Raw genomic sequence first — 12,612 nt, forward strand, 5'->3', positions numbered from 1 at the left:
GCGCTCATGACAGGGCCGTGACAATTGATGTCGGCCGACGCGGGCATGTTCTCAGGCGGCCAGCCCCCTCAGCAATGCCTCGGTGCTTTCATCGGCAGGGTAGAACAGCTCGATGCTCAGCTCTTCAAGCGTGATGTCGCGCGGTGTGCCGAAGGTTGTGAGGGTGGTAAACATCGATAACCGTCCGTGAGGCAGCCGCAGCACGCACGGCACTAGCAGTGGAGTCTCCAGGTGAGCGTCGGACCGGCCTGCCGATGCCAGCGCCGCCACGTTCGGATAGGCCAAGACTTCCTGTTCGAGCGCGGCCAGCGCCGCGTCGCCAGAGCTGACGATAGTGCGCCGGAGGGTCTGCAGCAGATAGGTTGCCCATTCGGCGAAGTTCTCGGTCAGCTCTGCCAGCCCTTGGGGGTGCAGGCTGGCGCGAAACATATTGAAGTCGGGCTTTTTCAGGTGTTCGGGTAACAGTGCTGCCAGGGCAGTGGCACTTCGGTTGGCCAGCACCACGTTCCATTGACGGTCGAGCACCAGACCGGGATGTGGCTCATGGGCGAGCAGCAATCGGTCAAGTGCGTTGCGCACTTGCTGCATGCCCGCGTCGTCCAGTGCGCGAGCCGTGTAACGCGGCGCATACCCTGCGACCAGCAGCAGCCGGTTGCGCTCGCGCAGCGGCACTTCCAGCGCGCCAGTAAGGGCCTCCAACATCGCGGGGCTGGGCCGCGAGCGGCCCGTCTCGATGAAGCTGAGGTGCCGCGTGGACACTCCCACATCCAACGCCAGGTCCATCTGGCTGCGCCCGCGGCGGCTGCGCCAGTCGCGCAGGAGCGCACCCACGCCGCTCTGGCCGTTGACCTGCGAGTGTTCGTTGGCATGTTGCATTGGCGTAGTCCTCAAGTTCGGTCGGGCGCCGAGCACCCCCAGCGCATCATGATGCAGGCTCCAGCGCTGACAGAGGTCCGAAAAACCCCGTCACTTGCACCAACCGCCCTTCGGAGTCGATCTGGGCGATGTCAATCCCCTCCAGCGCCATAGCACCAGTCGGGCCCACCAAATGCCAGGCATAGCGCGCCATGCCATGGTGGATGTCGATGCCGCTGGTTCGGACAAAGCGGTGGCCAGGGAACTGTGCCAATAACTGGTCCGCCTGCTGGCAGATCTGGGCATGGCCGGTGGCGGCCAGTGGGGGATCGATCAACTGGCCGCTTGCCGCCCAGATGCGGTGCACCATTGTCGCGCGCTGGGGGGCGTCGGCTTCGGTATAGGCAGCAAGATGGGTATCGATGAGGGCTGTGAAGTCAGACACGTAAGGGTCTCCAGTGGTGGTGTGAGACCCGATGCTCTTCGGGCCAAAGCGGCGTTGCAATTACCCCTGAGGTCATCGCCACACCGCACTTGGTCGTACAGACTGGAAGCACCAACTCCCGAAAGGAACCCGCAATGTCCTCCCCCGACCTGCTGCCACTGGCCGTAGCCCTGTTGATTGGCGTCCCTGCATTGGGCTCGTGCATCGGCATTGGCTTGGCTTCGATGAAGATGCTTGAAGCCAGTGCGCGTCAGCCTGAACAGATGCCCGAACTACAGACCAAGTTCTTCCTGGCCGTTGGTGTGACCGACGGCGCCTTCATCATCGCCACTGGCATCGGCCTGTGGTTTGCAACGGCTAACCCGTTCAAGTGACGCCGCGGCGCTGAGTTGCTTGTGCCTAAGCCGTGACTCAGCCAGCCGCCGCGGTCAGCTTGACCGCCGGCGCCAGATGATGGCCTGCGTAGTTGCAACTTCGTCGCTCGGCCCTCGCCGCGATTGCAAACCATCACAGCCTCCAACAGCAACACCTGCGACCGCGAGCCCATTCACATTCCCGGCGGCCGAATTCCCCCAGCAAGCGCGCGCGTTGTACGTGAAGAACTGGATGCGGCTCATCACCCAGGTCAACTACGACCCTGCGCCGCTGACGCCGTCGCTCAATCCTCGCACCGGCCTGCCCCTCGACTTCGCTCGGTCAATTCACCGAAGTCCTGCGCAAGATCATCTGTCTTCAGGGCTGCGCCCCCTTGGTCTTTCACACGCCGGACGATATTCAAGCCCTGGGAACAAGGGCTAAGCAATACCGCTGCGCACCCGATATAGCTCGCCGGCAACGACCCGTCGCTCGACGGCACGCTGCTGCGATCGGTCGAGCTCGGCATTGAGGTAGAGGAGCTCGGTTTGTCGCATTTTCTTGGCTTGTTCGACGTTTGCGGGTAGATCTGTCGCGATTATTCAGGCCGATTTCGGATCCTGTCGCTTTTTTTCGCCTGAACCATTTGGTGGAAGTCGGTGAGTCCGTGGCGGCCTGGGAGCAGATCGCGCGCAGCGCGGGCATGAACAACGCTGAGATATCGGGCATGGGCGTTGCGTTCTCCGCCCTGGATAATTGGCCCGATCCACCATCGATTTCGCGGCCGCGAATCAACTCGTTATAGACCGCAAGTTTTGCGTTTTAAAAAAGACCAATGAAGCTTCTTGTCGTGTCCGATCTGCATCTGGAGTTCGGTAACACTTACAGCCCACCGACCAGTGGGTACGACGTCGCCGTCATCGCCGGTGACATCGCCGTGCCGGCTGCGCGCGCCGTTCACTGGGCAAAGCGGGCGTCCACCTTTCCATGTGCCAAGGCCGTGATCTTCGTTGCAGGCAATCACGAGCTTTATGGCAGCGTGATGCAGCCAGCGCTTGCCGCAATGCAGGACGCAGCGAAGGGGTCGCAGGTGCATGCCCTGGACTGCGGCGAAGTCATCGTGGACGCAGTGAGGTTTCTGGGCGCCACCTTGTGGACAGACTTTGCATTGCCGATCGATTCCCCGAGCGGCGCGTATTCCCATGTCCCGCTGGCGCTATCGAAAGCCAAGAAAAGCCTGTCGGACTTTCAAACTATTCGCACGAAGGGATCGGCTCAGCCGATCGCCGATGACGACGAAGGCTCAACAACGACAACGCCAGTGACGCAAGTAACGCAAGTAACGCAAGTAACGCAAGTAACGCAAGTAACTCTGGAGTTTGGAACCGAACGCGGCGCTCGCCTGCTCACCCCTGAAGACACACTGGCGCTGCATGTGGCGCATCGAGATTGGCTGGCCTGCAGGCTCGCTGAGCCGTTCGACGGCAAGACCGTGGTCGTCACCCATCACGCGCCACATCGCAACTCGCTGGCGGCGCAGTACGCCGACGATTGGCTTTCGCCCGCGTTCGTAAGTGAGCTGCCGGCAGCGTTCTTTGAGATTCCGGAACTCTGGATCCACGGACACACGCACACAAGCTTCGACTACCGGGTTGGCAAGTGTCGCGTCGTCTGCAATCCTCGAGGCTACTTGCTGGGCCGCATGCGCGACATACCAGAGAATCCGCAGTTCAACCCGTCGCTAGTGATTGAGATCTAGCGAAACGCCGAGTGTGGATGGGCAGCTATTACGGGCAGATGTCATCGCGCCGATGCTGCTGGCGGTTAGTGCAGAGCTCTCAAATGTGGCAAAGTGATTCCGAACAAAAATGGAGCGGCCGTGGCACTTTTGAAATGCAAGGAATGCAACGCCTCGGTCAGCAGCGAAGCAAAGGCATGCCCTGGCTGCGGCGCAGCGCCGCCGAAGTCGATGTCTCGATTGCAAGTCCTGTTTGTCGGCGCGTGCCTCATCGGGATCGCCGCAGCCGTGTCGCAGCAGTCCAATTCCACGCCGACCCCTGCCGCCAAGTCTCTTACCGCTGACGAGGTGGCCTACAAAGCCAAGGAAGCTGCTTTCGAGGTCGCGGAGGCGGCAAAGGACAAGGAGCGGGCTGGTTTTGCGGCACGCTCTGTTACCGCCGTCATGAGCGCGCTGCGCGACCCGGATTCTGCGAAGTTCACCTATGTTGGCGTCAATGATGCCGCCACGGTTGCGTGCCTACAGTACCGTGCCAGAAACGGCTTTGGAGGCATGAACCAGGACATCGCAGTGATCGCCAACAACAAAGCGACCTCGAAGGCCGCGGATTGGAAACGATATTGCTCTGGCCCGTTGCGCGACATGCTGGCGGCGGCAGAGGCTGCACGGTAGCCAAGACTAAGACGCACGACGATGTCGTGGGCTGTTCTGCATGAAGGGTTTCGACGTACGTCCACCCGGCAGAAGTCGAGCAACCGCGATCTGATCTGGGAGACGATGTTCTTGGGTGACATGCGCAAAGAGCGCATTGCGCGCTGCCGCGCCGTGTCAGTAGCGCACCCGACAGCGTGCCATCTCTCACTGCCCTGCGATATCGATCGGCGGCCGCGGAGGCACAGTGGCAGAGTGCCTGAAACCATTAGCATCCTGAGATGTGCAATCGCTACGTCACGCCGGCCCAGGCTGAGATCGAACGGTTCTGGCACCTCGGCCCGACTAACCAGCCGCCCTTGTTTCCGCGTCAGGTGTTTCCCCGAGCGCCAGGTCCTTTCATCCGCCGCGCCCGGCACTCGACAGGCTACGAGCGCGAGCTGGTCGTCGGTCAGTGGGCGCTGATCCCCTGGTTCGCCAAAGAACCCAAGCTCAAGTTCCTGACCAACAACGCGCGCAGCGAAGAGCTGGCCGAAAAAGCCAGCTACCGAGATCCGTGGAAACGCGGCCAGCGTTGCATCATCCCGGCCGCGTCGTTCGATGAGCCCAACTGGGAAACGGGCAAGAACATCTGGTGGCAGTTCAGCCGCGCCGATGGGGCGCCGTGGGGTCTGGCAGGCCTGTGGAACGCCTGGACCGACAAAGACACAGGTGAGGTGCACGAGAGCTACACGATGCTCACGCTCAACGCCGACCACCACGCCCTCATGCGCCGCATGCACAAGCCCGATCCCAAGTTTGGACCGGACGCCCAGGACAAGCGCAGCGTGATTCCGATCGAAGCCGGGGATGTGGACCAGTGGCTGGCCGGCACCGTCGCAGAAGCCCAGCATCTGCTGCGCCTGGCGCCGGTGGAGGTATTCGTCGCCGGGCCCATTGATGCCAGCGAGTGAATCGACAATGATCCGAGTCATTGCCATACCGAAAAAACCGAAGTAACCAAACTAACCGGATCTTTTCTCATGTCCCTCGAAGAGCAATTCGACAGCTACCGGCAACGCGCTTCTGCCGCGCAAGGGACGGCCTCCCAGGCCTTCGCCCGGCTGCTCGACCTGGCGGAGCATAAGAACAGCGGCCAGATCCAAACCGTCGTGCAGTTCCTGGCCAGCACCTACAACGGCCAGGCTTTTCCCTTTGACCCGTTCAACCTGCGCAGCGTCGACGTGGACATCAGCGACGACATGCTGCTGTGCCTGGACGCCTTGCGCTGGGGCAAGGCCGACCTCTACAAGCTGGTGCCCAACGGCGATCGGCGTGTGAAGGATGTCATCAAGGACTGGGGCCTGAAGTGGCCTGAAAACGATTGAGCTTTGCGGCGTTGCCGACGCCGTTCTTTTGAGCGCGCACCACTGGGAAGCCAAGTGCGAAAGTCGTGCCTTCACCGACAGTGCTCTGGCCGGAGATCCAGCCTTTCATAGGGAACGGTTCTAAGTAAATGAGGTCGCCGATTGTCTGCACTGTTCCGCAGGCCGTCGAAAAACTTGTTCGGCTACCTTCCTGCGTTTTTGAATGGGGAACGCACGGTGTGCAAGCTTCGTTGTTAGAGTATTACTTATGAATACCGCCATCAGCCCGACCCCTGTCAAGCTCGATCCCGAACTCAAGGTGCGCCTGAAGCGCTTGGCCACGGCACGCCACCGGGCACCGCACTGGCTGATGCGCGAAGCTATTGCCCAGTATGTTGATCGTGAAGAAAAACGCCAGTCTCTGCACCAGGATGCGGTGGCCGCGTGGGAAGAGTTCGAAGAAACCGGCTTGCACGTCACGGGCAACGAGGTGATGACATGGCTGGAGACTTGGGGCACTGACAACGAGTTGCCGACGCCTGCATGCCACAAGTGAGGTTTGCGCCGGCGGCTCTGCGCGATCTGGGGCGGCTGCGCGAATTTCTGCGCCCGAACAGTCCTGCGGCCGCCCGGCGTGCCGGGGAAACCATTATCAAAGCAGTCCAGATCCTGCGCGAGCAGCCAAGGGTGGGTCGTCCGGTGGAGGATCTGCCGCCTGAATACCGTGAGTGGGTGATCGACTTCGGCGCCAGCGGGTACGTTGCGCTGTACTACTACGCTGGCGATGCTGACGTGCTCACAGTGCTGGCCTTACGCCATCAACGGGAGGTGGGCTACGAGGGTGGTTCAGGCGCCCAAGGCGGGTAAACAGCCGAGCCATGACGCTCGTCATCGATAGCGATACCAATGACGCACATGCCAATTCCCTCACCCACCAGGAGCTGACAAGAGCTCCACCAGGAGCTCTTCGTGTCCAGCACCCCAGATCTTTTGCCCCCGGGCTTCGAGCCTCGCCAGGATCCGCTCGGCCCGAAGATCCTGTTTTTCGGCGACCCTCACGGCGACTTCGCGCCGGTACTGCGTGCGGTCGAACGTTTGCAGCCCGAGGCGATCGTCTTGCTGGGTGACATCCAGTCGCGCACACCGCTGCACGATGCGCTGGCAACCATCCGCGCTAAAACCGACATCTGGTTTATCCACGGCAATCACGATACCGATTCGGACTCCGATTACGACAACCTCTGGGGTTCGGAGCTGGCCGATCGCAACCTGCATGGCCGCGTGGCCGAGGTTGCCGGCTACAAGGTGGCCGGCCTGGGCGGAGTTTTCCGCGGGAAGGTCTGGGATCCAGTCACGCCCATGGAAGACGCGGCGTTCGACTCGCCCCAGAAGATGCTGCAGCACGTCAACCGTGGCGGCCGGCACGGCCAGCACGATCTCTGGCGCGGTGGCATTAGTCGCAAACACCGCTCAAGCATCTTCCCCTCGCACTATCGGGCGCTGCTTGCCGAGCGCGCAGAGATCCTGGTGACGCACGAAGCACCTGGGGCGTATCACCACGGCTTCGAGGTGCTTGACGAATTGGCCGCAGGCCTGAGAGCCAGACTCCTGGTCCACGGCCACCATCACAAAGCGATCGATTACAGGCGAGAGGGACTGACGCCTGCCGACAGCCCGTTTCGTGCATTCGGGATCGACATGGGGGGCTATCTGGCTTGGCCGCTCGGCCTTGCCTCAGTACCTGGTGGACCACTGCCATGACCAAACCGAAACCCGATGCGCGAGACCAGGATCCGGTCTCGTCAGCCTTTCGGGCGACTGTCGAAATCATCTGCGTCCGGAGGCTCAATATCGCGCCTTTGAAGGTCGCGGGAGTCCCTCGACAATTTCAGGATCGCCGAAAGTTCTTTCGCCATAAGCGGGTGATACCTTTCAAGGTGATCGAGACCAATTGCGACTCGGCTACGCCACCCCTTTCCTCGGCTCATCAGATCCACCGCGGCATCCTTCAAGGCCTGGGGCGAGCGTTCCAGCGCGTACGACACGATGGATCCGACCTGACCTGCATCCTTTGCGACCTTGGTGCGGAACTGCTCCTGGCGTTCTGCCATGACGACCAGCTTGTGAAGTGCGTAACGTATTGGCGAAGGGATGTTGACGACCAGCGCGTTCTCTCCGGAAATGACGACTGTCTGGGTCGTTTTCTCGAGCGAGAACTCCATGAACTTGAGCGGTTCGAGGTTCACGTTCAAGGGCTCATGTCGGTACACCGCGTCACTGCGCCCGGCCACCGTCAAGAGATCGATCCGCATCTCACCTTTTGCGCTGATGTAAGTCGCTGCCGGACCCGTGGTGATCGACTTCGCTGGGAGCAGGCCCATCCCAAGCGACGTGATCGCGTCATGAACGTTCGCATTGGCGTTGGTCGGGAGCGCCAGCGAGACGTTCTCTCCGGCGTGCGTGACGTCGATGTCGATGTCGTTTGTCGACCAGCCGCCAGTCCAGCGCACGCCAAGCATGTTCGACATCGCGATGAACGCATGCGTGCCGATCAACACGCCGCCGGCGTTGAAGAATCCGTGCTCGGCGAGGCGATTGATCACCTTGAAGTGCTGCGAGGTGACGTTTATGCATCCGAGCGCCGTGCAGGCCCCAGCGAGCCTGGCCAGGCCATCACGTTCGCCCCGCTTGCCTTCCACGCGCTGCCTGATCAACTCGCGTAGGCGCTCGTCATCGGGCCCGAGGTAGGACTGTCGGACTTTCCCCTCCAGGCCCCTGAACTGCCAGTACCAGTAGTGGACGCCCTTGATCTCCTTCTTGTTGAAGGATCCAGGCAGGTCGCGGATCGATCGATCCAGCATGCGAGCCTGCGCCTGCTCCACCAACTCGGCGTAGTTGGTCTGCGCAGACAGGGATAGATCGTCGAACAGAGGAGGTTGGGTACGGCCGTGCAAAGTTATACTCTATAAAAAGTAAAACGAAGTGTAGCGCAGCCGTTCCTTACACTTCATATTGCTATGTCCTGGTCAAGTTATTTCGGACACGTCGATAGGTTGATTGATTGCCGATTTCAGCTCGAAAGCATTGGGTGGCAAGTTGCCCAGCGTGGAGTGCAGCCGCACACTGTTGTAGAAGCCGACGATGTAGTCGGCAATGTCGCTCATGGCCTCGGCATGGTTGGCGTAATCGCGCTGCCAGACGCGCTCCATCTTCAGATTCAGGAAGAAGCGCTCCATGACCGAGTTGTCATAGCAATTTCCCTTGCGACTCATGCTGCCGATCAGTCCATGCTTGACCAGCAAGGATCGATGTGAGTCGCTTGCATATTGACTTCCACGGTCCGAATGCACAATCAGGCCTGAAGCCGGTTGACGCTGTGCAATGGCCAGTTGCAGCGCCTGGCACACCAGCGTGGCCTGCACGTCAGGGGCCATGGCCCAGCCCACGACCTTGCGCGCAAACAGGTGCAGCACCACTGCCAGATACAGCCAGCCGCTACGCGTTCGGATGTAGGTGATGTCGGCGACCCAAGCCTGGTTGGAGCGCGTCGGATTGAACTGACGATCCAGCACGTTGGGCCAGATCGGCAATGCATGCCGGCTGTCGGTGGTGTGTACGAACTTGCGCTTCCATACCGCGCGCAGGCCATGCTGGCGCATCAAACTGCGCACGCGATAGCGGCCCATCACGACGCCTCCCAAGGCCACTGCCGCGCGCAGACGACGGCTTCCGTAAGCCTGACCACTGGCGGCAAACGCGGCCTTCAGATGCACACTGGCTTCGCACACAGCGCGCGGGACCACGCTGCGGCGGCGCGCCGCGTAATAGCCCGAGCGGCTGACCTCCAGCACACGGCACAGCTGATCCACCGGTATGGCCTTCTGTTGCAGTTGCTCGATGAGCACAAAGCTCATCGCAGTTCCCGGGCAAAGAAGGCCGATGCTTTTTTTAAGATGTCCACATCGCCTCGCAGTTGCTTGTTCTCGGCTTCGAGCTGGCGGATGCGTTGATGCTCGGCGGTCAAGGGCTTGCCAATGCCAGGCTGACCGAGTTGTTCGGCATCGGCCTGTGCCAGCCAGCGCCTCACAGCCGTCTCGCCCAGTCGCATGTCCCGGCACACCTGGCCGACACCGAGCCCTTGCACGCGGATCATTTGAACGACTTGCAGCTTGAAGCTCGCGTCAAATACTCTTCGGGTTGATTTCGTCACGTTTACTGTCCAACTGATTTCCACCCATCCGAGTGTGCGAATTCATTAGACCAGGACACTTTGATCGACGTATAGTCGTCGCCGTCAGGAAGTCTCGAGGTGTTGATGCCTCGAGACGGGCATTAAAACTTGCGCGTCGACACGGTCGGTGAAGCGGAAATCAGGCACTGCGCGAGTACCGGACCGCCGCGCAAAAGTGCTGCGGCAAGGGCCCGCTCTGCGGAATCCTCCGAGCCCTCCACGACGTACTCGAAGAACGCGGCTCGCGTCTCGCCTTCGTTCTCCGGCGCCCGCATGGTTTCCCGCTCGACCGCACCGTGGTCGCGTAGCCATTCGTCGAACTGGGTAGCAAGCATCGAGGGCATGGCTGGATACTCTGGCCGACTGAGAACGTCGTGCTGCAAGGTATGCAGATCCATCGGAGACAGGCTGCGCATCAACACTTCGGCGCGACGTCGCACCCGTGCCGCCCGTGCTTCTATGAGACTCGTGGACGTGGACGTGGACGTGGGCGTGCCCGGGACTGTTGGCGTGGTCAAAGTAAGGACTCGATAGACATGCGAACCATCCTCTCAGCCGCTGGCGCGTTCGGTCAAGGACGCAAGAAAAGAAATTCCGGCGGCCGTCATTGCACAGGCGTCGGTCCCGTCGCTACGATGGTTCGAGCTGAAGCCGAGCATTCACCTGCTCACGTCACGATGAAGTTCCACGTCGATCACACCTCCCCTCCCCTGTCCCCAGGTCGCGGAACGATCTTCGTTTTCGGCAGCAACACCGCAGGGCGCCACGGAATGGACGCGGCACTGTATGCCGCCAAGCACATGGGTGCGGAGCGCTATGTAGGTCATGGCCGAACGGGAGACGCCATTGCAATCCCGACCGAAGGAGGCGGCAGGACCGGCCCGCTGTGGACGTTGCCGCTGGCGGAAATTGCGCCCCTGGTGAAGTCCTTCGTGAGCTACGCAGCCACACACCCGGAACTGGACTTCCTGGTGACCCGGATCGGGTGCGGGCTGGCAGGTTACGCGGACGGCGGATTCCCCGAGCGAGGCGCAGCGACTGTGATCGACACCGAGCTACTTTTGGCCAAGGCCTACCGATGTGTCCAGGCCGACTCCAGGCGCGTGATGGTTGGGCGCGGTGGCAGCGGCCTCTGAGCGGCGCGTCTCATACGGTCGATTCAGGGCGTTCCACCACTCCTGCGCAGCATTGGAGGCGTCAAGCCAAGTCTGGCCGCCTATCCAGATCCGGTTTTCGGGGACCTTCGGCTGCTGTGTCGGCGGCTCCGCGTGCCGGACTGGCTGTGCAACTTCCAGCCAGGCGATGATCGAGACGAGAATCACGAAGGCGGCAGGGGATGCGTGTTTCATAGAGCTGAGAGTGATCGCTGAGGATCACTCTGCCAGTACAAGGCTCGTCCGCAGCGTCGTTGCGACGGTCTTCGTGCGGTGCGGCGCGAACTCACACCGCCGCGGCGCGAACTTAGGTCTTTGGCTTACATGGGCCTGAAAAGATGCGCGAACTGGCGCGTGGCCATCAGTGACGTTTTCAAGCCTTGGACGGTCAGGAGATAATTTCCCGAGTCCTGCCGCTCCGCAGTGGTGATCGCGGACGCCCGCACGACAGTCCCACGCCGGACCTGCCAAAACTTATCGGGGTCGAGGCGATCGATGAGGTCGGCCAAGCTGGTCCGGACGAGATGCTCTCGCAGCGCGGTGATGACCCGGACATACTTATTTGCAGCCTCGAAGTAGAGGACATCCTCGATGGGCACCATATGCAGCAACGGCCCATCGTTGGACACGATCCTTTCAAGCCTCGGCGGAGCATCCTTTTTTTCGTAGCCCGCAGCCCAGAGCCAGTGCGGCGGTACCAAAGCCAATTCGCTTGGCTCCGAAAGCAGGAATTGCCGCACAAAAGGCTGCCGGAACAAGACCTTGGCCTTGCGCTCCGGCTCGAGACGATCGATTGGTGTGCAAAGGCCGTATGCATCGTTGAGACTCTGTATGCTCTGGACCGACTCCCAGAGCGAAAGGATCACCACCTCGGTGACCCCGTCCGCAAGATCGCTAAACAGCGGCGCTGCTCGCAAATTTCCCGGCATTGCGATAAACGTTTTCAGCGTATTCGCGGCCAGATACTCACTGCATTCCTCACGCACCGACGATTGGATCCAAAAGCCGTAGGCACGCAGAACTGCGCCTGGTGGCTTTTTGAGGTTGTGTGTGACGCGTGGCAATTTTTTTTTCTAGTGGGGAGATCGCAGGATCAGCAGGAATTGTGCCTAATGGAACGGGCGCCTTTCGAATCGCAAATCCTATCGCGAAAATGAGGCCTTCGAATAGTCGTTGACAGGTACAAACGATGCGCAGGTCCTGCGATTTTGGGAGCCTGGAATTCGGGTTCTGTCGCGATAGCAGAGCGAGGTCGAAAGAATCCTTGAGTTGGTCGGACTCAGAAGGCCAATGAATAGAACTTGTCAGCAGCGGACGAAGCTCTGTCTTTGAGGACATCGAGCTGTCCTTTCGCGATCATGTGCATCGTCTCGATGCCTGCGATGATGGCGCGAGCGCAGCGAAAGGACTTGAATCCGAGCATGGGTCGCACGATGCGTTTGATCGCCCGATGGTCTTGCTCGATGAGGTTGTTGAGATACTTCGACTGACGCATCTCGATGTCCGCGCCGCTGTCGGCGCACATGCCCACGATCGCCGCCGTGTTGGCGCCGCTCTTGTCGATCGTGATCTTCTCGGGCCTGCCGTGCAGGTCGATGGCACGCTCGAAGAAGCATCTCGCCGCGGCGACATCGCGGTGAGCGCGCAGCAGGAAGTTGATCGTGTGGCCGGCGCGGTCCACCGCGCGGTACAAGTACTTGCATTCGCCGCTGACTGAATCGCCCCGGTTTTGAACTGACCCCCAGAAGTTGGACATTGTGGTCCCGCCGATCAGGCGGTGTTTCTCAACCGGTATTGAACCGGGCTAAGCCCTTTCAATCGCAGCTTGATGCGCTCGT

General features: G+C 60.8%; 16 protein-coding genes and 1 pseudogene. 9 read left to right on the plus strand and 8 right to left on the minus strand.

Annotated features, from left to right (window positions below; all coding sequences use genetic code 11):
- Positions 1-51: 51 nt before the first annotated feature.
- Positions 52-876: a helix-turn-helix transcriptional regulator gene (locus QN397_RS19720; protein WP_323501695.1), complete on the minus strand. Its 825-nt coding sequence runs from the start codon at positions 874-876 to the stop codon at positions 52-54.
- A gap of 46 nt (positions 877-922) precedes the next feature.
- Complete coding sequence (locus QN397_RS19725) at positions 923-1,300, minus strand: hypothetical protein (RefSeq protein WP_323501696.1); 378 nt, start codon at positions 1,298-1,300, stop codon at positions 923-925.
- Positions 1,301-1,434: 134 nt separating this feature from the next.
- On the opposite strand from QN397_RS19725, the gene atpE reads away from it, so the two are divergent.
- The 8 genes from atpE (at position 1,435) to QN397_RS19765 (ending at position 7,150) form a co-directional block, all read left to right on the plus strand.
- Positions 1,435-1,674 carry a F0F1 ATP synthase subunit C gene (atpE, locus tag QN397_RS19730; protein WP_323501697.1) on the plus strand — a complete coding sequence of 80 codons (240 nt, stop codon included), beginning with the start codon at positions 1,435-1,437 and terminating at the stop codon, positions 1,672-1,674.
- 815 nt (positions 1,675-2,489) lie between these two features.
- On the plus strand, positions 2,490-3,413 hold the full coding sequence (locus QN397_RS19735) for a metallophosphoesterase (RefSeq protein WP_323501698.1): 924 nt from the start codon (positions 2,490-2,492) through the stop codon (positions 3,411-3,413).
- Positions 3,414-3,506: 93 nt separating this feature from the next.
- A complete protein-coding gene (locus QN397_RS19740) occupies positions 3,507-4,064 on the plus strand; it encodes a hypothetical protein (RefSeq protein WP_323501699.1) in 558 nt (185 codons plus the stop codon).
- Positions 4,065-4,324: 260 nt separating this feature from the next.
- Positions 4,325-4,996: an SOS response-associated peptidase gene (locus tag QN397_RS19745; protein WP_323501700.1), complete on the plus strand. Its 672-nt coding sequence runs from the start codon at positions 4,325-4,327 to the stop codon at positions 4,994-4,996.
- A gap of 69 nt (positions 4,997-5,065) precedes the next feature.
- Positions 5,066-5,410, plus strand: a complete 345-nt coding sequence (locus QN397_RS19750; protein WP_323501701.1) for a hypothetical protein — start codon at positions 5,066-5,068, stop codon at positions 5,408-5,410.
- A 247-nt stretch (positions 5,411-5,657) separates the two neighbouring features.
- Positions 5,658-5,945, plus strand: a complete 288-nt coding sequence (locus QN397_RS19755) for a CopG family ribbon-helix-helix protein (protein ID WP_323501702.1) — start codon at positions 5,658-5,660, stop codon at positions 5,943-5,945.
- Positions 5,933-6,256: a type II toxin-antitoxin system RelE/ParE family toxin gene (locus tag QN397_RS19760; protein WP_323501703.1), complete on the plus strand. Its 324-nt coding sequence runs from the start codon at positions 5,933-5,935 to the stop codon at positions 6,254-6,256. The genes QN397_RS19755 and QN397_RS19760 overlap by 13 nt, the downstream gene beginning before the upstream one ends.
- A gap of 102 nt (positions 6,257-6,358) precedes the next feature.
- Complete coding sequence (locus tag QN397_RS19765; protein ID WP_323501704.1) at positions 6,359-7,150, plus strand: metallophosphoesterase; 792 nt, start codon at positions 6,359-6,361, stop codon at positions 7,148-7,150.
- A gap of 41 nt (positions 7,151-7,191) precedes the next feature.
- Here the strand turns inward: QN397_RS19765 and QN397_RS19770 are convergent, their stop codons facing one another.
- From QN397_RS19770 to QN397_RS19780, 3 genes are all read right to left on the minus strand, one after another.
- Positions 7,192-8,343: a GSU2403 family nucleotidyltransferase fold protein gene (locus tag QN397_RS19770; protein ID WP_323501705.1), complete on the minus strand. Its 1,152-nt coding sequence runs from the start codon at positions 8,341-8,343 to the stop codon at positions 7,192-7,194.
- Positions 8,344-8,415: 72 nt separating this feature from the next.
- Positions 8,416-9,599, minus strand: a protein-coding gene (locus QN397_RS19775; protein WP_323501706.1) for an IS3 family transposase whose coding sequence is annotated in 2 segments (ribosomal slippage) — positions 8,416-9,329 and positions 9,329-9,599 — 1,185 coding nt in all. Because the reading frame shifts where the segments join, the coding sequence is not laid out codon by codon here.
- A gap of 122 nt (positions 9,600-9,721) precedes the next feature.
- Entirely contained in the window at positions 9,722-9,964 is a 243-nt protein-coding gene (locus QN397_RS19780) for a hypothetical protein (RefSeq protein ID WP_323501707.1), read from the minus strand.
- A gap of 333 nt (positions 9,965-10,297) precedes the next feature.
- Here QN397_RS19780 and QN397_RS19785 point away from each other — a divergent pair, with 333 nt between their 5' ends.
- On the plus strand, positions 10,298-10,756 hold the full coding sequence (locus QN397_RS19785) for a hypothetical protein (protein ID WP_323501708.1): 459 nt from the start codon (positions 10,298-10,300) through the stop codon (positions 10,754-10,756).
- A gap of 338 nt (positions 10,757-11,094) precedes the next feature.
- Here QN397_RS19785 and QN397_RS19790 read toward each other — a convergent pair whose 3' ends face one another.
- From QN397_RS19790 to QN397_RS26775, 3 genes and pseudogenes are all read right to left on the minus strand, one after another.
- Positions 11,095-11,838 carry a LytTR family DNA-binding domain-containing protein gene (locus QN397_RS19790; RefSeq protein ID WP_323501709.1) on the minus strand — a complete coding sequence of 248 codons (744 nt, stop codon included), beginning with the start codon at positions 11,836-11,838 and terminating at the stop codon, positions 11,095-11,097.
- A gap of 215 nt (positions 11,839-12,053) precedes the next feature.
- Positions 12,054-12,488, minus strand: a pseudogene (locus QN397_RS19795) (IS6 family transposase); the annotation flags it as partial.
- 56 nt (positions 12,489-12,544) lie between these two features.
- Positions 12,545-12,612 (minus strand): IS3 family transposase (locus QN397_RS26775; protein ID WP_416352345.1); only part of this gene is annotated, 68 nt, incomplete at its 5' end.

The sequence above is a fragment of the Variovorax sp. RTB1 genome (assembly GCF_035018765.1).
GTDB lineage: Bacteria > Pseudomonadota > Gammaproteobacteria > Burkholderiales > Burkholderiaceae_C > Variovorax.

Bases quoted from the DNA above. Each gene is read 5' to 3' on its own strand.
- QN397_RS19720 (WP_323501695.1), bottom strand. From the start codon at position 876: ATGCAACATGCCAACGAACACTCGCAGGTCAACGGCCAGAGCGGCGTG.
- atpE (WP_323501697.1), top strand. From the start codon at position 1,435: ATGTCCTCCCCCGACCTGCTGCCACTGGCCGTAGCCCTGTTGATTGGC.
- QN397_RS19735 (WP_323501698.1), top strand. From the start codon at position 2,490: ATGAAGCTTCTTGTCGTGTCCGATCTGCATCTGGAGTTCGGTAACACT.
- QN397_RS19745 (WP_323501700.1), top strand. From the start codon at position 4,325: ATGTGCAATCGCTACGTCACGCCGGCCCAGGCTGAGATCGAACGGTTC.
- QN397_RS19750 (WP_323501701.1), top strand. From the start codon at position 5,066: ATGTCCCTCGAAGAGCAATTCGACAGCTACCGGCAACGCGCTTCTGCC.
- QN397_RS19755 (WP_323501702.1), top strand. From the start codon at position 5,658: ATGAATACCGCCATCAGCCCGACCCCTGTCAAGCTCGATCCCGAACTC.
- QN397_RS19760 (WP_323501703.1), top strand. From the start codon at position 5,933: ATGCCACAAGTGAGGTTTGCGCCGGCGGCTCTGCGCGATCTGGGGCGG.
- QN397_RS19780 (WP_323501707.1), bottom strand. From the start codon at position 9,964: ATGCCCTCGATGCTTGCTACCCAGTTCGACGAATGGCTACGCGACCAC.
- QN397_RS19785 (WP_323501708.1), top strand. From the start codon at position 10,298: ATGAAGTTCCACGTCGATCACACCTCCCCTCCCCTGTCCCCAGGTCGC.